The 26,513-nt window shown below is 67.3% G+C and carries 26 protein-coding genes; 11 read left to right on the forward strand and 15 right to left on the reverse strand.

The features are described from left to right. Position 1: 1 nt before the first annotated feature. A complete protein-coding gene (locus tag ACIBH2_RS28070) occupies positions 2-1,024 on the forward strand; it encodes a phosphotransferase family protein (RefSeq protein WP_397122706.1) in 1,023 nt (340 codons plus the stop codon). Between the two features lie 54 nt (positions 1,025-1,078). On the opposite strand, the gene ACIBH2_RS28075 is transcribed toward ACIBH2_RS28070, so the two are convergent. Beyond that, complete coding sequence (locus tag ACIBH2_RS28075; RefSeq protein ID WP_397122708.1) at positions 1,079-2,617, reverse strand: MFS transporter; 1,539 nt, start codon at positions 2,615-2,617, stop codon at positions 1,079-1,081. A 159-nt stretch (positions 2,618-2,776) separates the two neighbouring features. Between ACIBH2_RS28075 and ACIBH2_RS28080 the strand changes: the two genes are divergently transcribed. Further along, a complete protein-coding gene (locus ACIBH2_RS28080) occupies positions 2,777-3,505 on the forward strand; it encodes a TetR/AcrR family transcriptional regulator (protein ID WP_397122710.1) in 729 nt (242 codons plus the stop codon). Between the two features lie 200 nt (positions 3,506-3,705). Here ACIBH2_RS28080 and ACIBH2_RS28085 read toward each other — a convergent pair whose 3' ends face one another. Both ACIBH2_RS28085 and ACIBH2_RS28090 read right to left on the reverse strand, forming a co-directional pair. After that, a complete protein-coding gene (locus ACIBH2_RS28085; RefSeq protein ID WP_397122712.1) occupies positions 3,706-5,166 on the reverse strand; it encodes a catalase in 1,461 nt (486 codons plus the stop codon). After that, the gene (locus tag ACIBH2_RS28090; RefSeq protein WP_397122714.1) at positions 5,163-5,630 is read right to left on the reverse strand and encodes a Fur family transcriptional regulator; all 468 of its coding nucleotides are present in this window, start codon (positions 5,628-5,630) and stop codon (positions 5,163-5,165) included. Before ACIBH2_RS28090 ends, ACIBH2_RS28085 begins: the two co-directional genes overlap by 4 nt. Positions 5,631-6,030: 400 nt before the next feature. Between ACIBH2_RS28090 and ACIBH2_RS28095 the strand changes: the two genes are divergently transcribed. Together ACIBH2_RS28095 and ACIBH2_RS28100 are read left to right on the forward strand one after the other, a co-directional pair. Continuing rightward, positions 6,031-7,272: an APC family permease gene (locus ACIBH2_RS28095; RefSeq protein WP_397122716.1), complete on the forward strand. Its 1,242-nt coding sequence runs from the start codon at positions 6,031-6,033 to the stop codon at positions 7,270-7,272. A gap of 49 nt (positions 7,273-7,321) precedes the next feature. Further along, positions 7,322-8,719, forward strand: coding sequence for a serine hydrolase domain-containing protein (locus ACIBH2_RS28100; protein WP_397122718.1), 1,398 nt, complete (start codon positions 7,322-7,324; stop codon positions 8,717-8,719). A gap of 17 nt (positions 8,720-8,736) precedes the next feature. On the opposite strand, the gene ACIBH2_RS28105 is transcribed toward ACIBH2_RS28100, so the two are convergent. Beyond that, the gene (locus ACIBH2_RS28105) at positions 8,737-10,002 is read right to left on the reverse strand and encodes a helix-turn-helix domain-containing protein (protein WP_397122720.1); all 1,266 of its coding nucleotides are present in this window, start codon (positions 10,000-10,002) and stop codon (positions 8,737-8,739) included. 258 nt (positions 10,003-10,260) lie between these two features. On the opposite strand from ACIBH2_RS28105, the gene ACIBH2_RS28110 reads away from it, so the two are divergent. Further along, entirely contained in the window at positions 10,261-10,443 is a 183-nt protein-coding gene (locus ACIBH2_RS28110) for a hypothetical protein (RefSeq protein WP_397122722.1), read from the forward strand. Between the two features lie 165 nt (positions 10,444-10,608). Beyond that, on the forward strand, positions 10,609-11,289 hold the full coding sequence (locus ACIBH2_RS28115) for a YoaK family protein (RefSeq protein WP_397123074.1): 681 nt from the start codon (positions 10,609-10,611) through the stop codon (positions 11,287-11,289). A gap of 58 nt (positions 11,290-11,347) precedes the next feature. On the opposite strand, the gene ACIBH2_RS28120 is transcribed toward ACIBH2_RS28115, so the two are convergent. The 3 genes from ACIBH2_RS28120 to ACIBH2_RS28130 form a co-directional block, all read right to left on the reverse strand. Continuing rightward, positions 11,348-12,382: an aspartate-semialdehyde dehydrogenase gene (locus ACIBH2_RS28120; protein ID WP_397122724.1), complete on the reverse strand. Its 1,035-nt coding sequence runs from the start codon at positions 12,380-12,382 to the stop codon at positions 11,348-11,350. A 2-nt stretch (positions 12,383-12,384) separates the two neighbouring features. Then, positions 12,385-13,650, reverse strand: a complete 1,266-nt coding sequence (locus ACIBH2_RS28125) for an aspartate kinase (RefSeq protein ID WP_397122726.1) — start codon at positions 13,648-13,650, stop codon at positions 12,385-12,387. A gap of 103 nt (positions 13,651-13,753) precedes the next feature. Then, entirely contained in the window at positions 13,754-14,200 is a 447-nt protein-coding gene (locus tag ACIBH2_RS28130; protein ID WP_397122728.1) for an SgcJ/EcaC family oxidoreductase, read from the reverse strand. Between the two features lie 98 nt (positions 14,201-14,298). Here ACIBH2_RS28130 and ACIBH2_RS28135 point away from each other — a divergent pair, with 98 nt between their 5' ends. Together ACIBH2_RS28135 and ACIBH2_RS28140 are read left to right on the forward strand one after the other, a co-directional pair. After that, a complete protein-coding gene (locus ACIBH2_RS28135) occupies positions 14,299-14,763 on the forward strand; it encodes a MarR family winged helix-turn-helix transcriptional regulator (RefSeq protein WP_397122730.1) in 465 nt (154 codons plus the stop codon). A 15-nt stretch (positions 14,764-14,778) separates the two neighbouring features. Further along, on the forward strand, positions 14,779-15,195 hold the full coding sequence (locus tag ACIBH2_RS28140; protein ID WP_397122732.1) for a secondary thiamine-phosphate synthase enzyme YjbQ: 417 nt from the start codon (positions 14,779-14,781) through the stop codon (positions 15,193-15,195). Positions 15,196-15,198: 3 nt separating this feature from the next. Here ACIBH2_RS28140 and ACIBH2_RS28145 read toward each other — a convergent pair whose 3' ends face one another. Next, on the reverse strand, positions 15,199-15,774 hold the full coding sequence (locus ACIBH2_RS28145; protein ID WP_397122734.1) for a dihydrofolate reductase family protein: 576 nt from the start codon (positions 15,772-15,774) through the stop codon (positions 15,199-15,201). A gap of 128 nt (positions 15,775-15,902) precedes the next feature. On the opposite strand from ACIBH2_RS28145, the gene ACIBH2_RS28150 reads away from it, so the two are divergent. The 3 genes from ACIBH2_RS28150 to ACIBH2_RS28160 all read left to right on the forward strand — a co-directional run bounded on the left by ACIBH2_RS28150 (position 15,903) and on the right by ACIBH2_RS28160 (position 18,104). After that, positions 15,903-16,088: a DUF1918 domain-containing protein gene (locus ACIBH2_RS28150; protein ID WP_397122736.1), complete on the forward strand. Its 186-nt coding sequence runs from the start codon at positions 15,903-15,905 to the stop codon at positions 16,086-16,088. 192 nt (positions 16,089-16,280) lie between these two features. Then, positions 16,281-16,820 carry an SRPBCC family protein gene (locus ACIBH2_RS28155; protein ID WP_397122738.1) on the forward strand — a complete coding sequence of 180 codons (540 nt, stop codon included), beginning with the start codon at positions 16,281-16,283 and terminating at the stop codon, positions 16,818-16,820. 69 nt (positions 16,821-16,889) lie between these two features. Further along, the gene (locus tag ACIBH2_RS28160; RefSeq protein WP_397122740.1) at positions 16,890-18,104 is read left to right on the forward strand and encodes a low temperature requirement protein A; all 1,215 of its coding nucleotides are present in this window, start codon (positions 16,890-16,892) and stop codon (positions 18,102-18,104) included. Position 18,105: 1 nt separating this feature from the next. Here ACIBH2_RS28160 and ACIBH2_RS28165 read toward each other — a convergent pair whose 3' ends face one another. The 7 genes from ACIBH2_RS28165 to ACIBH2_RS28195 form a co-directional block, all read right to left on the reverse strand. Beyond that, positions 18,106-18,897: an ion transporter gene (locus ACIBH2_RS28165; protein WP_397122742.1), complete on the reverse strand. Its 792-nt coding sequence runs from the start codon at positions 18,895-18,897 to the stop codon at positions 18,106-18,108. A 108-nt stretch (positions 18,898-19,005) separates the two neighbouring features. Then, on the reverse strand, positions 19,006-20,625 hold the full coding sequence (locus ACIBH2_RS28170) for a GMC oxidoreductase (protein ID WP_397122744.1): 1,620 nt from the start codon (positions 20,623-20,625) through the stop codon (positions 19,006-19,008). 245 nt (positions 20,626-20,870) lie between these two features. Next, a complete protein-coding gene (locus ACIBH2_RS28175; protein ID WP_397122746.1) occupies positions 20,871-21,581 on the reverse strand; it encodes a type 1 glutamine amidotransferase in 711 nt (236 codons plus the stop codon). Beyond that, positions 21,578-22,810, reverse strand: coding sequence for a MurT ligase domain-containing protein (locus tag ACIBH2_RS28180; protein ID WP_397123076.1), 1,233 nt, complete (start codon positions 22,808-22,810; stop codon positions 21,578-21,580). The genes ACIBH2_RS28175 and ACIBH2_RS28180 overlap by 4 nt, the downstream gene beginning before the upstream one ends. A 67-nt stretch (positions 22,811-22,877) precedes the next feature. Beyond that, entirely contained in the window at positions 22,878-23,498 is a 621-nt protein-coding gene (locus tag ACIBH2_RS28185; RefSeq protein WP_397122748.1) for a pyridoxamine 5'-phosphate oxidase family protein, read from the reverse strand. 58 nt (positions 23,499-23,556) lie between these two features. Beyond that, positions 23,557-25,329 (reverse strand): FAD-dependent oxidoreductase, encoded by a 1,773-nt coding sequence (locus ACIBH2_RS28190; protein ID WP_397122750.1) that lies wholly within the window; start codon positions 25,327-25,329, stop codon positions 23,557-23,559. A gap of 156 nt (positions 25,330-25,485) precedes the next feature. Then, positions 25,486-26,490 (reverse strand): EamA family transporter, encoded by a 1,005-nt coding sequence (locus tag ACIBH2_RS28195; protein ID WP_397122752.1) that lies wholly within the window; start codon positions 26,488-26,490, stop codon positions 25,486-25,488. Positions 26,491-26,513 lie beyond the last annotated feature (23 nt).

Here is a 26,513-nt window from a genome sequence, read left to right on the forward strand (position 1 = left end):
CGTGACACCCTTCCGTCTGCCCTCCGAGCGGATCGCGGCCGCACTGGAACCCGAACTGCGCCAGCATCTTCGGCTCTCCGACAACGCGCGCATCCGCAATTGGTCGGTGAGCCCGCGCGGGTTCGCCACCGAGACCTTCCTGTTCGAGGTCGCCGACGACACCGGCGCGCTACCGCTGGTCTTTCGCCGCCCTCCGGAGATGTCGCTGTTCCCCGACTACGACCTGCTGCGCCAGGTCCTGGTCATGAAACGCCTGGCCGACACCGAGATTCCGGTGCCGACGGTGCGCTGGCTCGATCGCGGCGACGCCGCCCTGGGCACGCCGTACTTCGTCATGGACCGACTCGACGGCGAGGCTCCCAGCGACTACCCGTCGTATCACACGGCGGGCAACTACCACAGCGCGAGCCCGGAGAACCGGACACGCATGTGGTGGGGGTGCGTCGACACGATCGCCGCTGTGCACCAAGTGGATTGGCGCGCGCTCGGGCTGGAGTTCCTGGCCATGCCCCAGCACGGCGCGAGCCCCGTCGAGCAGATCGTCAACTATCTCGACGCGGCGCTCACCTGGGCGGCCGGTGAACAACCGCCCACTTACCGCCGGGCCATCGCCTGGCTGCGCGCCAATCTCTACGAGCCCGAGCACGTCACACTGTGCTGGGGTGACGCGCGGATGTCGAATATCCTCTACGACAAGGACTATCGCGTCCGCGGCGTGCTCGACTGGGAGATCGCCTACCTCGGCGACCACGAGTCCGACCTCGCCTGGCTGCTCTTCCTGGACTGGGCCAGCAGCGTTTTCGAAGGCCACGAGCCGCTTCCCGGCACACCTTCCCGGGCGGAGACCATCGCCTACTACGAAGCGAAGACCGGTACCACGGTCCGCAATCTGCGCTTCAACGAAATCCTGGCGGCGGTGCTGCTGTCGGTTCCCTTGCTGCGCATGGCAAGTCGCGTTCAACTCCCGCCGGAGATGAACATCACCGGCTTCTGCACAACGCGTATCGAGGAACTGCTCGACTGACCGACAATGCGACGAGGCCCCGACACTCCCGTGCCGGGGCCTCGTTCGTCGCCGCTACTTGGCGAGCGCGTCTTCCTTCGCGTCGTCGACGTCCGGAAGCGCTTCTCCCGTAGCGGCTTTCGCACCCTTCATGAGGAAGAAGGCGATCACCGTGGCGGCCACCACGCTCACCCCGCCGCCGATGAAGGTGGCGGACATGGCGTCGGTGAAGGCCTCGCGGGCCGCGGCGATCAGGGCGCTGTCACCGCTGAGCAGGGCGGGGGCAATGCTCTCGCGGGCCGCGTCGGGGGCTTCGGTCGGCATGGCGTCGGTGTAGGTACCGGCCAGGACCGAGCCGAGCACCGCCACGCCGAGCGCGGCGCCGGTCTGCTGGATGGTGTCGTTGAGGGCCGAACCGACACCGGCCTGCTCCGGCGGAATCGCACCCATCAGGGCGCCGATGGCGGCGGGCATGGCCAGACCGGCGCCCGCGCCGACCAGGGCCATGGCCAGGGCGGGCCACCAGAAACCGGACTCCGTGGTGAGCGTGGCCAGCACGCCGAACCCACCGGCCAGGATGGCCATACCGACCAGCGTCACCGGCCGCACCCCGAACTTCTGCACCAGGCCCGCGCCGATGCCGTTGAAGACCAGCGCGGTCAGGGCGAAGGGCGTGAAGGCCAGGGCGGTGCGGATCGGCGAGTAGCCGAGCACGAACTGCAGGTACTGGGTCAGCACCAGCAGCAGACCGCCGTTGGCGAAGGTGACCAGCACCAGGGAGAAGCTGGAACCGGTGAAGACGCGATTGCGGAACAGCTGCAGCGGCACCATCGGGTGTTCGGCCTTCATCTCACGAATCACGAAGGCGGCCATGCCGACACCGGCGATCACGAGCGAACCCCAGGTGCCCTCGATGCCCTTGGTCGGGAATTCGATGATGGTCCACACCAGCGCCGTGATGCCGACCGTCGACAGGATCATGCCCGACCAGTCCGGCTTGGCCCACGGGCCCTTGGACTCCGGCATGAGCGCCAGCGCCGCGACAATGGCGATCACCGCGATCGGCACGTTCAGCACGAAGACCGCGCCCCACCAGAAGTGGTTGAGCAGTACGCCGCCCACGATGGGGCCGCCCACCATGCCGATCATGGCCACGGCACTCCAGGACGCGATGGCCTTGGGCCGCTCCTGCTCGTCGAAGACCGTGATCAGGATGGACAGCGTGCTCGGCATGATGAGCGCGCCGCCGATGCCCATGACCACGCGCCCGGCGATCAGCAGTTCGGGGCTGCTGGCATAGGCCGCGAGCAGCGAGGCCGCGCCGAAGAGCACCAGGCCCAGCACCATGACCAGGCGGCGGCCGAACCGGTCGGAGAGGCTGCCGGAGGTGAGCAGCAGACCGGCGAAGACCAGGATGTAGGAATCGATGATCCACTGAATGTCCTGCGAGGTGGCGCCCAGCTCGGTGGAGATCTGCGGGATCGCCACATTCAGGACCATATTGTCGATCACCAGCACCAGCGAGCTCAGGCAGAGCACCACCAGAATCAGCCAGCGTTTCGGATTGCGTTGTAGTGCTTCGGTATTCACCGCCGCATTCGTATTGGTAGTCATGTCGAACCCCTCGTCGTTCCGTTATCTCCGAACACTGTTCGGTGTTGTCGAACACTGTACGGTCTGACGTACAGTGTTCGCAAGAGGGAACGTTGTGCGGACGATCGAACAGCGTTCCAACAGCGGTTATGCTGACCGCAGACACAGGAGGAGAGGGCCATGCCAGCCAAAGCCGAGCAGTTCCCCACCGTGTGGGCCCGCCCGCAACGCCAGCGCCGCGACACCCCCGCGCTGAACCAGGAACAGATCGTCGCCGAGGCGATCGCCCTGCTCGACAGCGAGGGTCTGGACGCGCTGAGCATGCGGCGACTCGGCACCCGCCTCAATGCCGGGGCGACGTCGCTCTACACGCATGTGGCGAACAAGGAGGAGCTGCTCGAACTGGCGGTGGACGAGATCTTCGGCGAGGTGGCCGTACCCCAGCGGCCCTCGGCGGAGAGCTGGCGCGCGGACATGATCGCGATCGGTCACAGCATGCGCGACACGCTGCTGCGCCACCCCTGGATGCCCGCGGTGGTGAGCACCGCCGGACTGGTCTACCTCGGCCCGAATGTCATGCGCCTGTCCGACGCCACGCTCGAGGCCCTGGAGCTCGCCGGATTCTCCGACGAACAAGCCGACCGCGCCTTCAACGCGCTGTTCGCCTACGTCATCGGCTCCACCACCACCGAGGCCGCCATGCTCACCACTGTCGCCCGCAGCGGCCTCAGCGAGCGACAGTGGGTGGAGAAACTCATGGGAGCCATGAAAAATGTCGCCGCCGACTACCCCCGCCTACGCAAACGCTATGCGGCCCAAGAGGATATGGCCTCGGTGCAGAGCCGCACCAAGTTCTTCGAATCCGAGATGCACCTGATCCTCGACGGCCTCGAATCCCGCCGCGGCTGACCGAACCAGCGAGCCCACCACGACGCAACCCGCAGGCTGACGCCAATCAACCGCGACGTGATTCCCCCACAACCCGCGGGCTGACGCGAGTGAACCGCGACGTGGTTCGCCCCGCAACCCGCAGGCTGACGCGAGCCCTCCGCTTACACACTTCGAGCCCCCAACCCGAAGGGTTGGGGGCTCGAGATCCCAGAGTGGGCCTACCCGTTGAGTCCGGCGCGCACGCCTTCCTCGATCCGCTTGCCCAGCTCCGAGTCCACGTTCTTCCAGTACTCGAAGACGCGGCTCAGTACCGGCTCGCGCACACCGCCGAGCACATGCCCGACCACGTTGGACACCAGGCGATCTCGCTCGGCGTCATCGAGCACCTCGCGCACCAGGGTGCCGGGCTGGGTGAAGTCGCCGTCCTCCGCGTGCTGGATGTAGCCCGCGTGCACCATGGTGGGCTCGAAGTCCCAGATGCCGCCGTCGGGGGCGCGCTCCGGATCGGCGTGCGGGCCGCCGAACGAATTCGGCGCGTACACCGGCACATCCGGGGCGTTGTAGTCGTAGCGCATCGGCCCCTCCTTGGAGTAGGAGTTCACCTCGGCGGCCTTGGCGCGGTTGGGCGGCAGCTGCGCGTAGTTGGTGCCGATGCGGTAGCGGTGCGCGTCGGCGTAGGCGAAGACGCGGCCCAGCAGCATCTTGTCCGGCGAGAAGCCGATGCCCGGAACCACATTCGACGGTTCGAAGGCGGCCTGTTCGATCTCGACGTGGAAGTTGCCCGGGTTGCGGTTCAGTGTGTACTTGCCGACCTCGATCAGGGGGTAGTCCTTCTGGGACCACACCTTGGTCAGGTCGAAGGGGTTGAAGCGGTACCCCTCGGCCTCGGCGACCGGCATGACCTGGACCTTGACCGTCCAGCTCGGGAAGTTCCCGGCCTCGATGGCATCCCACAGATCGCGCCGGTGATAGTCGGCGTCCTCGCCCGCGATGCGGTCGGCCTCGGCCTGGGTCAGGAATTCGATGCCCTGATCGGTCTTGAAGTGGTACTTCACCCAGAAGCGTTCACCCTGCGCGTTGATCCACTGGTAGGTGTGCGAGCCGAAGCCGTCCATGTGGCGGTAGGTCTTCGGAATGCCGCGGTCACCCATGAGCCAGGTCACCTGGTGGGCGGTCTCCGGACGCAGGGTCCAGAAGTCCCACTGCATATTGTGATCGCGAAGTCCGTTGCCGGGCAGGCGCTTCTGCGAGCGGATGAAGTCGGGGAACTTGATCGGGTCCTTGATGAAGAACACCGGGGTGTTGTTGCCGACGAGGTCGTAGTTGCCGTCCTCGGTGTAGAACTTCACCGCGAAACCGCGCGGATCGCGCCAGGTGTCGGGGCTGCCCTGCTCGCCCGCGACGGTGGAGAAGCGAATGAGCGATTCGGTGCGCGCGCCCGGCTGGAAGAGCTTGGCCTTGGTATAGCGGCTGACATCACCGGTGACCACCAGTTCGCCGAAGGCGCCCGCGCCCTTGGCGTGCACGATCCGCTCCGGCACCCGCTCCCGGTTGAACTGGGCGAGCTTCTCGATCAGGTAGTGGTCGTGCAGCAGGATCGGACCCTGGGTGCCCGCGGTGAGCGATTCGTTGTCGCTGACGACGGGGGTGCCGGTATTGGTGGTGGTCGGCTTGGTCATTCCAAATCTCCTCGGTCTGTGGAGTTCTGCGGGGCTGGGGAGTTCCGCGGGCCACACGTGGGGCACAGTCCCCAGAAGACGACCTCGGCCTCGTCGATCGTGAAGCCGTGCGCCTCATCGGGTTCGAGACAGGGGGCTGCGCCGACGACACAGTCGACATCGACGACCGTGCCGCAGTTCCTGCACACCAGGTGGTGGTGGTTGTCGCCGGTTCGGGCCTCGTACAGCGCCGCCGAACCCGCCGGTTCGATCCGCCGCAGCAGACCCGCGCCCACACAGGCCCGCAGTACGTCGTAGACGGCCTGTGTGGATACCGATCCGAGCTTCTCCCGCACCGTGACGGCCACCGATTCCGCGTCGGAGTGCGGGGCCCGCGCCACCGCGTCCAACACCGCGACCCGGGGCGCGGTGACCCGCAGGCCAACTCCCCGCAAACGCTCTCGCGCGTCGTAGTCGGTGTGCATAGAGCCAGTCTCCCTCTAATCTGGAATTAGTCAAGATTATTTTCTGGAATATTTCCAGAAAAGGGTATCAGCACAGGTAGTGGCCCCATTTTCGGGTAGCAAGACACGCCGCCCGCGTCCGGAAAGCGGTAACGCACCTCACATCCCCACTGCCGGAATAGATTCCGGAGGCCCTTGGTTGAACCCCACTGTCGGCGTCCTGAACAGCCCCGGGCCGCACCCTTCGTCGCTTCGAGCGACCACTCGCCGAGAGGCGCTTGTTGGACGTCGACACCCAGCGCAGCGAAAGCTGCCAGCTACGCCGCCAGTAACCCCCCGACTGGCGGCGTTCTGCTGTTCCGGGGCGGATTCCGGCCGACCCCGATTCGCGGGCGCTCGCCGAGTGATCGACGATGTGCCCATGACGACGGACGACGGAGCGCTACGGCGTCGGCTCGGACTGACCGATTCGGTGGTGATCGGACTCGGGTCGATGGTCGGGGCGGGCATCTTCGCGGCGCTGGCCCCGGCGGCCGCCGCGGCGGGGTCCTGGCTACTGCTCGCCCTGGCGATCGCGGCGGTGGTGGCCTATTGCAACGGCACGTCGTCGGCCCGGCTCGCGGCGCTGTACCCGGTCTCGGGCGGGACCTACGTGTACGGGCGCGAGCGGTTGGGGGCGTTCTGGGGATACCTGGCCGGATGGGGGTTCGTCGTCGGGAAGACGGCCTCGTGCGCGGCCATGGCATTGACGGTCGGCACCTACGCCTGGCCGGAGCAGGCCAAGGCGGTGGCGGTCGGCGTGGTGGCCGCGGTGACGGCGATCAACTATGTGGGCGTACAGAAGTCGGCCCTCGCCACGCGGATGATCGTGGCGGTGACGCTGGCCGTACTCGCCGCCGTGGTCGCGGTATGCCTGCTCGGAAACCACGGTGGGGCAAGCCCGCTCGGGGACGAGGTAGGGGTGCGCGGCATCCTCGAGGCAGCGGGGCTGCTGTTCTTCGCCTTCGCGGGATACGCGCGCATCGCCACCCTCGGCGAGGAGGTGCGCGATCCGCGACGGACCATTCCACGGGCCATCGGCCTCGCCCTCGGCCTCACGCTGGCGGTGTACGCCCTGGTCGCGATGGCGGCGCTGCTGGTACTCGGCTCGGCGGGACTGGCCGCGGCCGCCGATCCGCTGGCGCGGGCCGTAACTGCCGCTGGCGCACCGGGACTCGCGCCCGTGGTGCGGGTGGGCGCGGTCGTGGCCGCGACCGGATCGCTGTTGGCGCTGGTGCTCGGCGTCTCGCGCACCACCCTGGCCATGGCGCGAAACCGCCACCTGCCGCACGCCTTGGCCGCGGTGCATCCCCGGTTCGGGGTGCCGCACCGGGCGGAGCTCGCGGTCGGTCTCGTCGTCGCCGTGCTGGCCGCCACCGTCGACCTGCGCTCAGCCATCGGCTTCTCGTCGTTCGCGGTGCTGGTCTACTACCTCGTCGCGAATATCTCGGCGGCCACGCTCACGGCGGCGGAAAACCGTCCCCCACGCGCGATTCCGATCATCGGGGCGCTCGGCTGCGGCGTCGTCGCGCTCTCGCTGCCGCTCGGTTCGGTGCTCGCCGGGGCCGCGGTGCTCGCGGTCGGCGCCGCCTACTACGCCCTTCGCGGATTCGCACGAAGCTGACCCGGAATTTCTGCCGCCGTCAAGGGGCCTGGACCGATAGCCTGATCGCATGGTGCGCAGGGGGCTGGCCCACGTGGCGGCACTGACCTTGACGGCGGTATGGCTGCTCGGCAGCGGGACGGCGAGCGCCGAACCCGACCGGCCGACCGCCCCCGCCGAACAGGTGGCGCCCGATGCGGCCGCCTCGGCGGACAGCCAGCGCTGCGGCATACCCGACGGCCGCGAATTCCACCGTGCCGCACCGGAATCCGTCGGAATCGACGGCCAGCGCCTAGCGGCCGCCCTGGCCTTCGCGAGCGGCCGCAATCGGCTCAATGTGCAGGTCTTCCGCAACAATTGCCTGGTCGGCGAGGGTCCGACCAATCATCTGACCGGCAACACACCCTGGAATGTCTGGAGCGTCACCAAGAGCATCGTGTCGCTCGTCGCCGGAATCGCCTGGGACCAAGGCAAACTCGATATCTCGGCACCCATCGACCAGTACCTGCCGCCAGGGCTCGGCGATGCCCAACACCGGTCCCTCACCGTGGAGAACCTGCTCACCGAATCCTCCGGACTGCGGATCGGCGTGATCACCGAGGGCATCACCGGCGTCATCCCCATCGAACCCAACAGCGCCGTACAGACACTCGGCGTGCCCTTCGACCATCCGCCGGGATCGACCTTCGTCTACAGCCAGCGGAATGTGGACCTGCTCTCCTACGTCATCGAGCTGGCCGTCGGAGAACCCTTGCAGCAGTTCGCGCAACGGGAGCTGTTCGATCCCTTGGGTATCGAGCGCGGCGACTACTACTGGGCGCGAGACCGTTCCGGGCACACCTACGGCTACGCCCACCTCATGATCCCACCCAACGACCTCGCCAAACTCGGCATGCTCGTCGCCGAGGACGGCCGATGGGGCGATCGACGCGTCGTCTCACGGGACTATCTGCGCCGGGCGCTCAGTCCGTCGGCCACCAACGGCTGCTACGGCTATCTGTTCTGGCTCGGCCCCGACTGCGCGGAGAATCCCGCGTTCCTGCCCGCCGATATGTATTCCATGTCCGGACTCGGGCTACAGCACGTCTTCATCGTCCCCAGTCTGGATCTGATGGTGGTGTGGACGGGATTCTTCGGCACCCACACCACCAAGGGGCTCAGCGGAATTCTGCAATACGGCGACGAGGTGCCCTACGAATTCTTCCGCCAGCTGTTGGCGGCCTTCCAGGACAGTCCGGTATCCGATCCCGGCCAGTACGTCGAAGGTCCGCTCACCTTCGATGCGCGCAGATACATCGACGTCGATATCGCACTGGCCGTTCTCGGGGTCGGTCCGGCCGCCTACCCCGGCTGTAATCTGCTGTCCTGCCTGAACATTCCGCTCGCGCCGCCGTTCTCCGACGCCCCGCCCGGCTGCCTCGTCCTGGCATGCGTCGGCCCCGACCCGCGCACACCCGGCATTCGATAGCGAACCGGCTTAGAGAGCTAAGGCGTCACCGCCGCGCGGCCCGCCAGTTCCCGCAGTTCATCCGAGGGGCGACGACCCGCGAACTGTAGTAGATCGCGCATCACCTCCCGCGCCCGATGATGGGTGTGCACCAGTTCCGGTGTCAGCCGCTCCGCCGCCAGCAGCGCCTCCAGGGCCTGATGCGCCTGTCGCCGTTGGGCATGTGCCCGCGCCACATCCACCTGGAAGCGGGCCTGCCGCTCGGCGGAGAGCGCACTGGCGTCGACGGCCCGCGCGATATCGAGCGCCTCACCGGCATCACCCAATTCGACCGCCACCGCCACCGCGTGCACCGCGACGCTGGTCGGACCGAATTCGGTGTCGAAATCGTTGCGCCCCTCGCCTATTCGCTCGGCCGCCGTACGCGCGGCGGACAGACCGGCGCGCGCGTGCGCGCGGTTGCCGTCCGTCGCGGCGATCACCGCCAGCATGAGCTGGAGAGAACCGTAGAGCGACAACACTTCCGGGCCGCCGCGCTGATCGTCGGAGATCAGCGGCGTCAGCGCCGCCACCGAGCTGCGCGCGGCCTGTTCGGCCTGCTCGAAGCGTTGCAGGCGCAGGAAAGCCTGTGCCATGCGGTAGGTTCCGGCCACCACGCGCAGGGGATCACCGGATCCCTCGGCCGCGGCCAGGGCGCGATCGGCCGCCACCCAGGCGGCATCGATCTCCTCCTGGCGCGTGAAAGCCGTTGCCGCGGCTTGATATGCGCGCGACAGCAGACCGAGCACTTCGCGCCGGGTCTTCGTATCTTCGTGCCGCGCCGCGGTATCGGATACCGTGTCGCGCGCCGCGTTCTCGAGGTCGGGAATGAGTTCCAGCAGGCTGCTGCCCACTTCGACGAGTCGGGACTCGTGCGCCAATTGCCAGGCCAGATCGACTCGTTCGCGCAGCCTCGACAGCTCGACCGGCTCGCGACCGGTCTCCGCGCCGAACAGCTGCTCGAGTGCCGGATGTCCGGTGAGCAGTAGCCGCAATTGTTCGAAAACCGCCGATCCCGCCCGGTCGGCACCGGTGCGATCGGCGGCCATCGGTTCGGCCGCCTCCGGTCGCAGATCTCGGACCGCGACTCCGAGAACATCGGCGAGCCGTTGCAGTACCGACAGTCTCTCGACCGGCAGTACATCGCGCTCCACCTGCGAAACCCAGCTTTCCGAGCGCCTGATGGCAGCGCCCAGTTCCTTCTGCGATAGCCCTCTACGCCGGCGCAACTCCGCTACCCGTGCCCCTAGGGTACTTTCGGCCACCGGGTCAAACTCCTTCTGCCGATTCGGCTTTCCCGGCGATCACCGCCAGTGTGTCGGCATCCCCGCCCGGTAGATCCCCGGGCGGCGTCGTAACGAACCCATGCTCACTCCTTCCGATCGGATCTGCCGTAAAGGATTGCAGACCGGGGGAGCTTACGGCGCACAGTATGGAACATGGATTTTTCTTATTGCACCGCAATTTTTCTGTGTTTACCTTCTTAATGAAGACCGTCGACGAACCATCGACAGAAGGTAGCCATGGCCGAAGTTCGTGTGCGCCTACGTTTTCCCGGCGGAATGGCGCTCGACTACCGCTGCGACACGGCCATTGCCGAACGTCTTGCGGCGCGACTACGCCCGCACCGTATCGAGGTCACCATCGACAGCCAAGTGCCGGAACACCTACGCCCGCTGCCCTGCGCGGAGCTATGGGCGGACTGAATTCCGACGGCGACGCCCGCACAGAGCCGCGACTTATAGCAAACTGCTAGCAATAGCGCCCGGCAGCAGCGGATTCTCAGGTTCCACCGGTATGACTGGAAAAGCTCATATCCCTTGGAAGGAGCTTCACCAGTGCCGGACCAGAAAGACAGCCCCTACGCGGGCATGTTCGACAACGAGGCCCGGTTGTCCTGGGTGCTGGCCGCCCTGGCCGGGGTCATCGGCGCGGCAGCCCTGCTGCACACCTCCGGCTACTTCGTCACCTTCATGACCGGCAACTCCGAGCGCGCCATCGTGAACTGGTTCGACGGTCAGAGCGGTATGGCCCTGTCGGCGATCGGGCTGATCATCAGCTTCGTGGCCGGGGTTTTCGTCGCCTCGTGGTGCAGGCGGCACTTCTGGACCCAGCATCCCCACGGACCGGTCCTGCTCACCACGGCCAGCCTGGCCGTCGCCACCACCATCGACTACTTCTCGGTGGACCCGATGAGCGGCCCGGACCTCGATCTGCTCCCGATCCTGTTCGTGGCCTTCGGCACAGGCGCGCTCAATACCTCGTTCGTGAAAGACGGCGAGGTCTCGGTGCCCATCACCTACTACACCGGCAGCCTCGTGAAGATGGGCCAGGGCCTGGAGCGCCACCTCGCGGGCGGCGGCACCCCCGCCGACTGGCTCGGCTACTTCCTCATCTGGGCGAGCTTCCTGTTCGGCGGGCTCATCGGCGGACTGATCAACATGATCACCGACGGCCTCGGCCTGCTCCTGCTCTCGACCGTGGTCTGCCTGGTCGTCACCGGCTACACCTATCTGCACCTGGACCGCCACGGGCCATTGCCCACCGAGTGAGCCCACAGACGAAGGCCGCCCGATCCATCGCGGATCGGGCGGCCTTTCTCGAACAGCCTCAGCGGTTGTTCAGCAGTACTTCGGCAATCTGAATGGTGTTGAGCGCCGCGCCCTTTCGCAGGTTGTCACCCGAGATGAACAGCGCCAGACCGCGACCCTCCGGAACACCCGGATCCTGGCGGATACGGCCGACGAGGGATTCGTCGATACCGGCGGCGGCCAGCGGGGTGGGGACGTCGACCAGCTTGACGCCGGGGGCGTCGGCCAGCAGTTCCTTGGCGCGCGCCACCGACAGCGGTGCGGCGAATTCGGCATTGATGGACAGCGAGTGGCCGGTGAAGACCGGCACGCGCACACAGGTGCCGCTGACCAGCAGCTCGGGCAGTCCCAGGATCTTGCGGGACTCGTTGCGCAGCTTCTGGTCCTCGTCGGTCTCGCCGGACTCGTCGTCGACCAGCGAACCGGCCAGCGGGATCACGTCGAAGGCGATGGGCGCGACGTACTTGTTCGGCGCGGGGAACTCCACCGCGGAACCGTCGTGGGTGAGCTTCTCGGCATCGTCGATGACCGCGCGCACCTGCGAGGCCAGCTCCTCCACACCGGCCAGGCCGGAGCCCGACACGGCCTGGTAGCTGGAGACGACCAGACGCTGGAGTCCGGCCTCGTCGTGCAGCACCTTGAGCACCGGCATGGCGGCCATGGTGGTGCAGTTCGGGTTGGCGATAATGCCCTTGACCAGGTTGCGGGTGGCTTCCGGGTTCACCTCGGAGACGACCAGCGGCACCTCGGGATCCTTGCGCCAGGCCGAGGAGTTGTCGATGACGGTGACACCGGCGGCGGCGAAGCGCGGGGCCTGCACGCGGGACATGGTGGCACCGGCCGAGAACAGCGCGATATCGAGTCCGGTCGGGTCGGCCGTCTCGGCGTCCTCGATCACGATCTCCTGGCCGCGCCACGGCAGGGTCTTGCCCGCCGAGCGCGAGGAGGCGAAGAAGCGCACCTCGTCGGCCGGGAAGTCGCGCTCTTCCAACAGCTTTCGCATGACGGCGCCGACCTGTCCGGTCGCGCCGACGACACCTACACGTACACCCATGACTACCGCCCCGATCCGGCGTGCACGACCGCCACTTCGTCGCCGCCCAGATCGAAGGCGCGGTGCAGCACCTGCACGGCCTGATCCAGGTCGGTGTCCTTGACCAGCACCGAGATGCGAATCTCGGAGGTGGAGATGAGATCGATATTGATTCCGGCGTCGGCCAGCGCCTCACAGAAGGTGGCGGTGACGCCGGGATGCGACTTCATACCCGCGCCGACCAGGGACACCTTGCCGATGTGGTCGTCGTAGACCACCTGGGAGAACTCGATATCGCCCTGGCGCTTGGTGAGCAGTTCGACCGCGCGCGGCCCCTCGCTCTTGGGCAGGGTGAAGGTGATGTCGGTCTTGCCGGTCTCCACCTTCGAGATGTTCTGCAACACCATGTCGATATTGATCTCGGCATCGGCGACGGCGCGGAACACCTTGGCGGCGTAGCCCGGGACGTCCGGAATACCGACGACGGTCACCTTGGCCTCGCTGCGGTCGTGCGCGACGCCAGTGAGGATTGCTTTCTCCAAGGGGATGTCCTCCATCGATCCGTAAATGTAGGTGCCCACCTTGTCGGTGTACGACGAGCGCACATGCACGGGCACGTTGTAGCGGCGCGCGTACTCCACGCACCGCAGCATGAGCACCTTCGCGCCGGTGGCGGCCAGCTCCAGCATCTCCTCGTAGGAGACCTGATCGAGCTTCTGCGCGTCCGGCACGACGCGCGGGTCGGCGGTGAAGACGCCGTCCACATCGGAGTAGATCTCGCAGACGTCGGCCTCGAGCGCCGCGGCCAGCGCGACCGCGGTGGTATCGGAACCACCGCGACCCAGCGTGGTGACGTCCTTGCTGTCCTGGCTCACACCCTGGAATCCGGCGACCAGCACGATGGTGCCCTCGTCGAGAGCGTCGCGGACCCGGCTCGGGGTGACGTCGATGATGCGGGCATTGCCGTGCGCGCCGGTGGTGACGACACCGGCCTGGGAGCCGGTGAACGACCGGGCCTCGGCCCCGAGCGAGTGAATGGCCATGGCCACCAGCGCGTTCGAAATGCGCTCACCGGCGGTGAGGAGCATGTCCATCTCGCGGGCGGGCGGCGCGGGGGCCACCTGTTGGGCCAGGTCCAGGAGTTCGTCGGTGGTGTCGCCCATCGCCGAGCAGACGACGACCACATCGTGGCCCGCCTTCTTCGTCTCGACGATCCGTTCAGCGACGCGACGGATGCGCTCTGCTGATTCGAGCGAGGATCCTCCGTACTTCTGAACGACGAGAGCCACGGTGGAATCCTCCAACAAGATCGACAAACTGCTGCTACCGACCCCCAACCCTACCGAGCCGGGTCCAGCCGTTTTACCCCCACCTCCCCGGCTGTGACCCAGGTTATGCCACCGGCGTCGGCTCGTGACGGCCGGAAAGCTTGGCCAGCAACCAGTTCCGCTTGGTGTTGTGGAAGGCCGCGATCCGCCAGTCAGCGCCCTGGCGGACCATGACCAAGAGGTTCACCTTCGTATTGCGCGCGGTGCGCCGACGCTGGGGCTTCACCACCGCGCCGAGCCCGTGCACGAGCGCGACATCGGGGGTCGGAAATCGGACCGAGACGACCTCGCCGTCCAGCCGCGTGCCCTTCTGCCACTTCTCGAAGACCGGGCGATGCACCGTCGCTATGTCGGAGCGGCCCCGATAGTAGGTCCCGAACCAGGTGACGTAATCGGCGTCGTCGGTGAATTCGGCCGCGAAGGCATCGGCGTCGGCGTCGGCCCAGGCGCGGTTCAGGCGATCGAAGACGGCGCGGACGGCGGCCTCGTCGGTGAGCTGCTGAGTGGTCATGGCCTACCTCTCGGAGAAAATTGAACCAGTCACTAGATGACTCACTCAATAGTTGAGCTAGTAAGATATTGCTCCGATCAGGTTATGCTGTCAAGCAAATGAGCGAGAAATACGAGGAGCTGGGCGCGGCCCTGACGCTCGCCGCCCAGCGCAATGCCACCGACGCGGTGATGATGCATCAGGCGGTCGCCGACCGGCTGGGCCTGCACGTGAGCGATCTGCGGTGCCTGAACCTGCTGCGCCTGGGCGGTCCGGCCACCGCCGGGGAGCTCGCCCAGCGCACCGGACTCACCACGGGCGCGATCACCCGCATGATCGACCGGCTGCTGAAGAGCGGATACGTGCGCCGCGAGCACGACGCGAAGGACCGGCGGCGGGTGATCGTCACCGCGGTGGCCGAACGCATCGACGACATCGCACCGCATTACGAGGTGCTGGCGCGGGAATTCGGCAAGGTGATGGGCGAATACACCCCCGAACAGATGGAACTGCTGCTCGATGTCTTCGAGAAGCTGCACGACACCTCGGTTCGGGTGACCGCCCTACTTCGCGAAAAGACCTGACTCAGGAGGTAATCCATGAAGAGCACGGTTGTCGAGGTCGAGACCGGCGGTACCGAAGCGGTGCACGACATCACGCCGCTGTGCGAGGAGTTTCTGCGCACCGCGGGCGGCGGTGACGGATTGCTGAATGTTTTCGTGCCGCACGCGACCGCCGGGATCGCGCTCATCGAATTGGGCGCGGGCAGTGACGACGATCTGTTGGCGGCGCTGCGTGATCTGCTGCCCGCCGATGATCGGTGGCGGCACGCGCACGGGTCGCGGGGGCATGGGCGCTCGCATGTGATGCCCGCCCTCATCGCGCCCTATGCCACGGTGCCGGTGGTGGACGGGGCCTTGGCGTTGGGGACCTGGCAGTCGATCGCGTTCGTCGATCTCAATGTGGACAACCCGGACCGAAAGGTGCGGCTGTCGTTTCTCGCCGACTCCGCGTGAGGGTCAGGCGCGGGTGAACCAGGTGACCTGAGCCCCATTGCTGAATTCCCTGCGCTCGGTGGGCCGGAACAGGGTCGGGTCGAAATTGCCGGAGAAGGCCGGGACGCCCGCGCCCGCTATCACCGGGTAGCTCTTGAGGACGAGTTCGTCGATCTCGCCGACGAGTTGCCCGGCCAGGCGACCGCCGCCGCAGAGGTAGATCTTCTTGCCCTCTTCGTTCTTCAAGCGCCGCACCAATTCCACGGGGTCACCGCCGACGACCGTCACCGCCGGGTCGTCGACACCGCCGAGCGTGGTGGAGATGACGTACTGCTTCATATGGGCGTATGGGCTGGTGACACCGTTCAGGTACGTCACGTCGTAGGTGGCCCGGCCCATCAGCACCGTGTCCCATTCCTTGTTCGGTTCGTCCGAGGACATGCCAACGTGATGCCGCAGGTGATGCGGGATGGCCTCCGGGTAGCGGGCGGTCATCTCCGCCGCCATGTCGTCGGGTGCCGGATAGAAGTCGAACTCGCCGTTCGGGCCCGCGATGTACCCGTCGAGCGAGACGCCGACGTAGTAGATCAGGTTTCGCATGTTACCGCCCCAATTGTTGTACTTCGCTTGTAGTGATTACGAATGTAGTACTACGTCTGAAGTGGTGTCAATGCGCGGAATGTCGCGAATCCTTGTGACGCCCGTCACCACGGTTCGATAATCGAGTCATGCGAGCGAATGTCGGAGACCAGCTTGTCGTCCACAGCCACGCGGTCGGATTGCGCGAACGCACCGGGGAGGTCATCGAGGTGCGCGGCGACGACGGGGCCCCGCCGTATGTGGTGCGGTTCGAGGACGGCCGCGAGAGCCTGGTGTTCCCCGGGCCGGATTGGGAAGTGAAACCCTCCGGCTGACAACCACTCCCACAACGCATTTCAGCGCCGCCCGGCAATATTTCTCGAGCACACCCCGCGCCGTTCCTATCCTGTTGGGTAGCAGCGAGATTCGCGTGCGCGAAGGTCTCGAAATGGTCTCGATAAGCAGACCGGCAGGTTGACTCCACGAGCGACGCTCGTCACAATCGGCCCCTGAAGCTGGAGGTTGGAATGCGTACCAAGACTGATCACCGATTCGTAGTCGATGTGGAACCCGAAACGGTGATGGAGGCGCTGCTCTCGGTCGAGCGGCTGCCCGACTGGTCGCCCTCCCACCAGGATGTGCGCGTCGCATCCCGCGACAAGTACGGGCGTCCCAAGCGGGTCTATGTCTCCGCGACCCTGCTCGGCCGACCGGATCGTCAGGTCGTCGAGTACACCTGCACCGAGGACCGGATCTCCTGGCAGGTCAGCGAATCCAGTGCGGGCGCCAAGGGTAAGGGCTTCTTCGAGATCACCGATACCGAGGACGGCACCGAGGTCTGGTTCCACTCGGAGACCTATCTGCCGATTCCCGTGCCCGGACTGTTGCTCAAGCGCACCGCCAATCGGGAGAGCGAGGTGATGGTGGAGAACTTCATCGCCTACGTCGAGGATCTCGCCGGAATCGAGGCCGAACCCGAGCCGGTGGCCTACACCGACAATGCCTACGAGGCGCAGGGCTCCCCCGGGCGGCTGTACGGCGGATCGTTCGAGCCCGGTCTCGCCTGATCTTTCGCCGTCGGCGGAAAAACGCCGGAGGTCTGCGAATATCGTCCGAATCCTGCCACGATGTCCTCCATGGCCGATTCGAAACGATCGCGAGTGGTCGCGGTGTCCGCGGACTCCTCCGTGACACAGCTCGAACTCTTCTTCGATCTGGTGCTGGTCTTCGCGTTCACCATGGTCACCGCCATGGCGGCGCACGAGATCAGCGCCGTCAACATGCTCCGGGCGCTGGTGGTCATCGCGCTCATGTGGTGGCTGTGGATCGCCTACTCCTGGCTGGGCAATGTGGTGCGCGCCGACGAGGGCATCACCCGGGTGGCCATGTTCGTGGCCATGGGCGGGACCTTCCTCATGGCGCTGGCCATTCCCGAAGCGTTCCACGATCTTCCGGGCGGCTGGTACGCGCCACTGGTCTTCGCCATCGGCTATCTGGTGGTGCGTCTCGTACACCTCGTCGTCTTCCTGCTCGCCAGCGCGAACGATCCGCAATTGCGCGGGCAGGTGGTGCGGTGGGGCTTCGGGTCGCTGACCATCGGCGGCGTCCTGCTGGTGTGCGCGGCCTTCACGCACGGTTCGCTGCAGATCGGCCTGTGGGTCGCGGCGATCGCCGGGGATATGCTCTGGACCCTGCTCGCGGGCACCGACTGGCGGCTCAATTCGGCCAAACACTTCTCGGAGCGCTACGGGCTCATCATCATCGTGGCGCTGGGCGAATCCATCGTCTCCATCGGCATCGGCGTGAGCGGACTGCCCATCTCGTGGCCCATCGCGCTGGGATCCATGCTGGGACTGGCGATTTCGGGGCTGCTGTGGTGGGCGTACTTCGACGTGGCCGCGCTGACGGTGGAGCACGCGCTGGCGCACGCGCAGGGCGACCGGCAGATTCGGATCGCGCGCGGCTGCTACACCTACTGGCACTTCCCGATGATCGTGGGCATCATCGCGCTGTCGCTGGGCATGAAGAAGGTGCTCAACTACGTCGGTGAGGCGCAGGGGCACACGCTGCACGACGCGCTCACCGGTATTCCACTGTTCGCGCTGTACGGCGGTGTCATCGCGTATCTCGTCGCACTGGTCGGCTTCAAGCAGTACGCGACGGGCAATGTCAGCGTGCAGCGGCTGGTGGCCGCGGTGGTGCTGCTGGCGCTGATTCCGCTCGCGGCGACGGTGCCCGCGCTGGTGGCGCTGGGCATGCTGTGCGCGGTGCTGATGGCGCTGATCGCATGGGAAACGGTGCGGCACGGCGATATTCGCGAGGAGATTCGGCACGCGCCGCACGCGGCGTAAGTCAGGCCAGGCGTGCGGGATCGACCCGGTGGTTGATGGACTCGGGCACCCGCACGCCTTCGCGCACCGACTCACGCATCTGATTCACGTTCTCCCGCAACACATCAGCGACCAACTCATCGGTGCGCGGATCGGCCAGCACCTCGAAGACCACGCGGAAGCTGGCGTCGGCGATGGTGCGAATGATGTCCTCGTGGAAGGGCACATAGCGAATGCGGCCGATCTGCGGGTCCCGGCGAATGACCTCCACGATCATCTGGTCGAGCTCGGAGCGGTTCTCCTCCAACGCGTTCGCGATATTGCGGGCGATGTGGCCCGTGCGCAGCACGCCCGCGACCTCGTCCATCACCGCCATGGTCACCGGGCGTTTGATGGTCTCGACGATGGTGCTGACGAAGCGGTTCACCAGCGCCGCGGTGACGCGGTCGCCGAAGGCGCGATCGGCGACCCGGGCCAGGCGCACGACGACCGCGATGATGCGCAGCAGGCGGAAGCCGCGGAAGAACGGACTGGTCACCGGGATCATGCCCAGGACCTCGTACCAGTAGATGAACGGGAAGGACCAGGGCCAGCCCTCGCGCCGCCAGCGCCACAGGAACTCGATGGCGAAGATCGCGCAGATGGCGGTGTCCACCACGACGATCGTGCGGTAGGTCCGATCCGGCACGTTCCAGAAGGTCACCCACGCGACCAGGCCCACCGACACCACCGCCAGCGCGAGCATGAGGAAATCGGTCCACAGCACGGGTGGCTTGCGGGGAAACTCGTCGTCCGGAGCATTCAGGTCGGTCACCGCTGACCCCTTCCACATCGAAACGGCCCCGCCGAGAGTAACCGGGAGTGAGCCGACCGGTGGGGAACCGGGCTCCGAGCGGGCGATCCGTGCGGTCGGACCGGCCGGTCAGCGCCCGCTGCGGAGGATGTTCTCGATATTGCGCTCGGCGACGGCCGTGATCGTGAGCGACGGGTTGACCGTGGCCGTGCTGCCGGGCAGGGCCGCACCGTCCATGACATAGAGGCCCGGGTGACCGTGTACGCGGCCGTAGGCGTCGGTGGCCCGGCCCAGCACCGCGCCGCCGAGCGGATGCGCCGTGAAGAATGCCTGGGCGTCGTAGCCGATGGGCGTGTAATCGATGATGGCGCGGCCCCGTTCGGCGATCCGGTCGTCCACCGCGCGGCAGGCGGCGAGGACCGTGTCCTGAGTGCGCCGCGACCAGGACAGCGCGACCCGGTTGGCGGCGCTGTCGTAGCCGAAACGGGCGCGGGTGGGGTCGAGCACCATACCGAGCGAGGCGATGGCCCCGGTGTCCACGGGAATGCCTGGGACATACCAGTTCTCGAGCGTCAACGGCGTCCCCGACTGATCGAAGATCCGGCTGGCGCTCGGCACGCCGCCGCCGACGCCCGCGAGCGCCTGCGCGCCGCGCGCCAGCACCACGTCGCCGTTGGTGCCCCAGCCGTCGCCGATGTGCTCGTTGAGGTTTCGCAGCGCCCCGGTGGCCTGGGCGCGCACCAGCAGCTCCGAGGTGCCCACCGAGCCCGCGCCGAGGAAGAGCTTGTCGCAGGTGAGGGTGCGGGTGGCGAGCACCTGGCCGGTGGGCGCCAGCTTGCTCACCGTCACCACGTACCGATTACCTTCCTGCGCAATGGAATCCACACGGTGGCCGGGGTAGATGCCGGTCTTTCCGGTGGCCTCGGCGTAGCGCAGGTAGTTCTGGTTGAGATCGAATTTCGCGCCGTTGGAGTTGCCCAGATTGCTGCGCGAGGCGGTGGCCGAGGCGCGCGTGGTGCCCGCCAGTTCACCACGGACGATATCCCAGTTGAAGGCCGAATCATTGGGCTGCGGTTCGTATCCCGCCGCGCGCACCTGCTGGTCCCAGACGCGCGAATGGGTGAACGGCGCGGAGTTGTAGACATCCGAGGGCATGGGGCTCAGCCGCAGCATCTGCCGCACGCGCGGGAAGTAGACGCGATCGAGTTCGTCGTAGTCGACGATGCCCGCGAAGACCGAGTCGAACAGCTTCTTCGGCGGCGCGACCATGGCTCCGGTGAAGATGACCGATCCGCCGCCCACGGCGGCCGCCCGCCACACGTCGATGCCGGGATATTCGGTCACATCCAGGACGCCGCCGAAATCGACGAACGACATCGGCACCTTGGTCACGCCGGTGAAGGTGGTGCGATGCCAGAAGCCGCGGCCGTCCGGCAGATCGTCGCCGGTGAAGATCTCCCGCCACGGGTCGTTGGGCCAGCGCGAGCCGCGCTCCAGCACGGTATTGCGCACCCCGGCCTCGGCCAGTCGCAGTGCCGTGACGGCCGCGCCGAAGCCGGAGCCGATGACGATGGCCTCGGTGTGCTCCGGCGGATCCGGCAGCGGGGCGAAGATTTCCGGCACCCACTCCTGGAACAGGGCGGGCCACGCGGGATTCGACGATCCCTCGGCGCGCGCGACGGCGCTCGCGCCGGTCGACGCCAACAGTGCGGCCACACCCGCAGCCTTCAACACGGCGCGTCTGCGCAACCGGCCACCTCCCTCATCAAGTCTGGCCGCGCGCGACACTACCGGCCCCGACTCGTCCCCTCAACACGATCGAAACAATCCGACGGGCCGACGCGTCCGCACCGTGACCGCACGGTCCGGTCATAGCGCGGACGCATCAACCGTCGGGGTCGATACCTATGGGGGACACGGGATACGCGCCCAATACGACCGTGAGCCTGCCATATGGTGGCAGGCTCACGAAAGTCGCTACGTCCGAGCTGTTTTCAGCCGCGCAGGCGTTCGCGGCGCAATTGCTCCACTTCCGGGAGATCAAGGGGTGGAAGGGAGTCCACGCCGAGCGCCCGAGCCAGCAGGTAGTCCGCCAGTTCGGGATTGCGGGCCAGCGCCGGGCCGTGCATGTAGGTGCCCATGACCGAGCCCTGCAGCACGCCCTCGAGCCCGTCGCCCACACCGTTGCCCACGCCCCGCGTCACCCGGGCCAGGCCGGTGGCCTCGCCTCCGAGTTTGGTTCCGCCACGGTGGTTTTCGAAGCCGGTGAGCGGTTGGGACAGTCCGGGGACGAGCGGAGTCGTGGCCACCTCGCCGATGGCGCGCTTGGCCTGCGGGGAGGTGGTGACGTCGATGAGTCCGACGCCGTCCACCCGCTCGCCCGAGGAGGTCTCGTACCAGTGCCCGAGCACCTGGATGGCGGCGCAGATGGCCAGCACCGGCACACCGCGCCCCGCGGCCTGCTGGAGGCCGGGGTAGCGCTGGAGGTGGCGGGTGGCCAAGCGCTGGGCCGAATCCTCCGCGCCGCCGAGGGTGTAGATGTCGAGCGAGTCGGGAACCGGGTCGCTCAGGGAGATGTCGACGATCTCGGCCGTATACCCGCGCATGCGCAGCCGCTGCCGCAGCACCAGCGCGTTGCCGCCGTCGCCGTAGGTGCCCATGACGTCGGGCAGCACCAGCCCGATCCGCACGGTCGATTCGCTCATGCCCGCACCCCTGCCTTCTCCTCGAGATCGCGGTTGAGATCGCGGAACGCCGTGTAGTTGGCGAGCACCTCGACCTGGCCGGGCGGACAGGAGGCGATGGCGCGCAAGGGATCCGCCACCGTGGTGTGCTCCACCCCGGCGTAGGTGAGGCGCACCGCGAGGTCGGTGGCGCGCTCTCCGGCCGCCACCACCTGGGTGCCCTCGAAGTGTTCGAAGCGCACGTCCCAGAGCCAGGACAGATCCTCGCCGTCGGGCACCTGGCCGTTGACCGCGATCACCAAACCCGTTGCGGCGGGGTCGATCATGGACAGCGCCTCCTGCCATCCGGCCGGGTTCTTGGCCAGCAGCAGGCGGGTGGTGTGGTCTCCGACCTGGACGGTGCGGTAGCGGCCCGCGATCTCGCGCACGGTGGCCGCGGCGGCGGTGGCCGCGGCGGCATTCGCGCCCACGGCGGTGGCCGCGGCCACGGCTTGGGCGGCATTGCCGCGGTTGGCGCGCCCCGGCAGGGCCAGATTCAGCGGGAGTTCGAGGCCCTCGGGTCCGTACAGGGTGTGTTCGTCCACCCACCAATCCGGTTGCGGGCGTTGGAAATCCGCCCCGGTGCTGTACCAGTGATCACCGTCCCACAGGATCGGTTCGCCGCTGCGCGGGCAGCTGGTGGCATCCACGGCCCAGCCGCTGCCCGCCGCCACCCACACCACGTTCGGGTGGTCGTAGGCGATCGAGGTCACCAGCACGTCATCGCAATTGGCGATGAGTACGGCGTCGGGATGCTTGGCCATCCCCGCGCGCAGGCGGCGCTCGATCATATTGATCTCGCCGACCCGATCCAGCTGGTCGCGGCTCAGATTGAGCAGCACCACCGCCGCCGGTTCGAGGGCGTCGGCCACATGCGGCAGGTGCAGTTCGTCCACCTCGATGGCCGCCAGCGCGGCGCCGCGGTGCGCGGTGAGCGCGGCGACGATGCCCGCGTCCATATTCGCGCCGTCGGCCTGGGTGGCGACCTCGCCGAGGGTGCCGAGCGCCGCCGCGGTCATCCGCGTGGTGGTCGACTTGCCATTGGTGCCGGTCACCAGGACCGTGCGACGGCCCCGGCCCAGCTGCGTCATGATCGTCGGGTCGATCTTCAGCGCGATCAGGCCGCCGATCATCGATCCCTTACCGCGCCCGGCCGCTTGCGAGGCTCGCGAAGCCAAGGTCGCCGCCCGCAACGCCAGCCGTCCGCGCATCGAGATGTCTGCCACGCCGCGAGTGTATTGGTGTGCCCGCGCCCCGCCACACGCGGTACGAGTGACCTCAGCCCGCGTAGAGCTTCTTGGAATAGGCCTCGCCGTAATAGGCCTCGAGTTCCTCGACGGATTCGGTGATATTGGTCTGGACCTCTTTCACCAGGCGGGCGTGGGTGGGCAGGTTGTCCTGCGGCCACTCCCCCGGCTGCCACAGCTTGCCGCGCATGAAGGCTTTGGCGCAGTGGAAGAAGATCTGCTCGATCTCGACTTCGATGGCCAGGATGGGTCGGTTACCGCGCACCACCATGTCGTCGAAGTACGGCGCGTCGCGGACCAGCCGGGCGCGGCCGTTGATGCGGAGGGTTTCGTTGCGGCCGGGAATCAGGAAGATCAGGCCGATATGGGGGTTGCCGAGGATATTGACGTAGCCGTCCGCGCGGCGATTGCCGGGGCGCTCCGGAATGGCCAGGGTGGTGTCGTCGAGCACCTTCACGAATCCGGCGGGGTCGCCCTTCGGGGAGGCATCGCAATTGCCGTCGGCGTCGCTGGTGGCGATGACCACGAACGGGGAGGTGGCGATCCACTCGCGATCACGCGGGTGCAGTGCGACGCGCTCCTTGGTGACGGCGCGCGGCATCACCTCGCCGAGTAGTTCGCGCAGTTCCTCCGGGCTGGTGATCTCGCTCATGACCCCGATTCAACGCCTCGGGTAAGGCGACGCACCAGTGATTTGTGAACAATTCCGCTCAGGCCGGACCGTCGAACATGTTCGTCTGTCCGGCGGCGTAGCGGGCGGCGTCGAGTTGGCGGAACGGCTCCAGTTCGACCGCGCGGTAGAGCGTGAACAGGCGGCAGCGCGGGGCACTCGAGCCGGTGACGTCCAGCAGCGCGTTCACCGCCTTGCGCGCGGACTCCGAAGCGCCTTCCATGGTGGCGAGATCCACGTTGGTACGCACGTAATCCCCAGCCAGGTACAGGTTTTCGAGACCTGCCGCATGGGTCTCCGGGCGCAGCGCCCAGGAGCCCGCCGTATTGATGAGCAGCGGATCGGCGTTCACATTGCGGCGGTTGGCGGCATCCCAGGTGATGCCGGTGTCGAGGAACCAGGAGTGCAGGTCCGCATCGCTGAGCAGTTCGGAATTGTCGTTGAGGTGGGCCTTCAGCTGTGCCCAGACCTCGCGGGCGATTTCGTCGTGGGTGCACTCCTTGGCGGTCTTGCCGTAGAGGATGCCGGGGGTGTTCCAGTCGGAGATGTCCACCGAGAGACAGTCGGCGACCGTGCCGTCGCCGTGGTCGGCCAGGCGGGTGCGCGGCCAGAACTGGTCCTGCGCAATGGAAGTCAGCGACCAGGGAGAATCCACGTAGGCGACGTGGCCGCGGGCGATGGCGGTGGGGCGGCGCAGGAAGAATTGGATGCCGGTCATCCAATCCACCATGAGCTGGTGCATACCCGCCAATTCCGGTCGCAGCTCCAGGATTTCGGGGGTCCACAGGGTGCGGGCCGATTCCACCGGGACGGCGCAGACGAAATGATCGGCGTCGACGGTCCTGGCCGCGCCCGAGCCGTCGACGACGCGGGCCTCGGCAATCCTGTTGTCGCGCACCTCGAGTCCGCGCACCTCGCCGGTTTCGAAGCGCACGCCGAGTTCGCGCAGTCGCGCGGTCCACGGATCGATCCAGGCCTCGTTGGTGGGGCCGTTCAGCAGTCGGTCCAGCGCACCGTCATTGGCGATTTCCAGCGGGTTGCCCAGGAACTGCTCGCCCATGGTGCCGATGGTGCGGGTACTGGCCAGATCGTCCTTGGCGGCCACCAGCAGGGTGGTGAGCGTGCGGGACATGAGCATCCGGAATTCGGTGGAGCGATGCCGCGCGCCCACGTAGTCGCGCCAGGACATGTTGTCCCACTGGCCGTATCGGCGCGCATCGCAGCTGGTGTTGAAGACCAGTAGGCGGTTGGCGAAGTAGAGCGCGTCGTCGTAGGGCATCTTCGCGGTGGTGGAGATGGCCGAGCTGACCGTCTCCCGAAAGTCCTCGGGCGTGGACCACACCCGACCGGCCTTGCCCAGCGGCATGAGCACGTCGTCGGCGGCGCGGCGGGAGAAGCGGGCCTCCGGCGCGGCCACCAGGTTGTCCCACACGCCATTCGCATTGCCCGCGAAGGGGATTCGCCGCATGGTGTCGGGCAGGTGCCGGTAGAAGCCGGGGAAGAAGCGGAAACCGTGCTCCCCCAACAGGTCCGGGCGGCCGTCGCGGCCGCTGCCCGGGACCGGAATGCTGCGCGCCTTGCCGCCCAGGGCACGGCGTTCGTAGACGGTCACCTCGAAGCCGCGTTCGGCCAGTTCGTGCGCGGCCGTCAGGCCCGCCACGCCGCCGCCGAGGACGGCCACCCGGTGTCCCGGTGCGGCCTGTGCGGGTGTGGGCCGCAGCCCGGTACCCAGCGCCCCCGAGGCCACCACTCCCGCCGCGACCGTGCCGCGCAGCATCGTCCGCCGCGTGACGGACAAACGCTGTCCTGCCATTCCCTTACCTCCCACGCCGGACCGATCCTAAGCAGCGGATACCGGCTCGTGGTCGGTTGGGGGTGTGGAATTCGAACCGGGTGGCTGCGATGTTGCGAAGACCCGGTCGGGCGGTTCGGGAATCGGGGGGATTGGCGGGCCGCGAAACCCGCGTGATCAGGCTCGGGCCACGGCGGGCTCAGGCGACGCGGCCTCCGGCGACGCGGGCTCAGGCGTCGGGGCCTCCGGAGTGCGCGTGGTCGCCGCCTCCGCGGGAATCGGGACCACCCGGCGACCGGCGGAGGTGGCGGTGAACGCGCCCGCGATGACGATCACGGCACCGCAAAGCGACAGTGCCGAGGGCGTCTCGCTCAGGAACGCCCAGGCCGCGGCGATGCCGACCACCGGCACCAGCAGTGACAGCGGCGCGACGGTGCTCGCCGGGTAGCGGCTCATCAGGAAGGTCCACAACCCCGATCCGGCGATGGTGCCGAGCAGCACGATGTAGGACAGCGCCGCCAGCGCGGGCCATCCGGTCGCCGAGAAGGAGTCGGCGAGATCCCGCCACCCGGTGGTCGTGCCCTCGGTCAGGGCCGACAGGGCGAACATGGGGATCGGCGGCACCACGGCCATCCACAGGGTGAGGTGCAGGGGATTCACCGGCCCGGCCGACGAATCGGCGGATTCGGCCGCGGCGAGCCGGGATCCGATATTGCCGAACGCCCAGCCCAATCCCCCGGCCAGCGTCAACAGCACCGGCAGCAGCGCGGCATGCTGCGCGCGATCCCATCCGATCACCGCCATGCCGCCCATGGCGACGACGATCCCCGCCACCTGCACCGGCCGCAGCCGCTCGCGCAGCAACACCGCACCCAGCAACACGGTGAACGGCGCGGAGGATTGCAGCACCAGCGAGGCCAACCCCGTCGGCATCCCCGCCCGCATGGCACTGAACAGGAACGCGAACTGCAACACCCCGAATCCGGCCCCGTACATCAACAGCCATTTCCACGGCACCCGCGGCCGCGGCACGAACAGCAGCACCGGCACCGCGATAACGGCGAACCGCAACCCCGCGAAGAAGAACGGCGGGAAGTGATCGAGACCGACCCGAATAGCGAGGAAGTTCAATCCCCACAACAACACCACGGTCAGGCCGATCAAACGGTCGCGATTGGTCATGCCGGAATAGTGCAGTCCCGCGA

Source organism: Nocardia sp. NPDC050406 (assembly GCF_044459025.1).
Taxonomy (GTDB): domain Bacteria; phylum Actinomycetota; class Actinomycetes; order Mycobacteriales; family Mycobacteriaceae; genus Nocardia.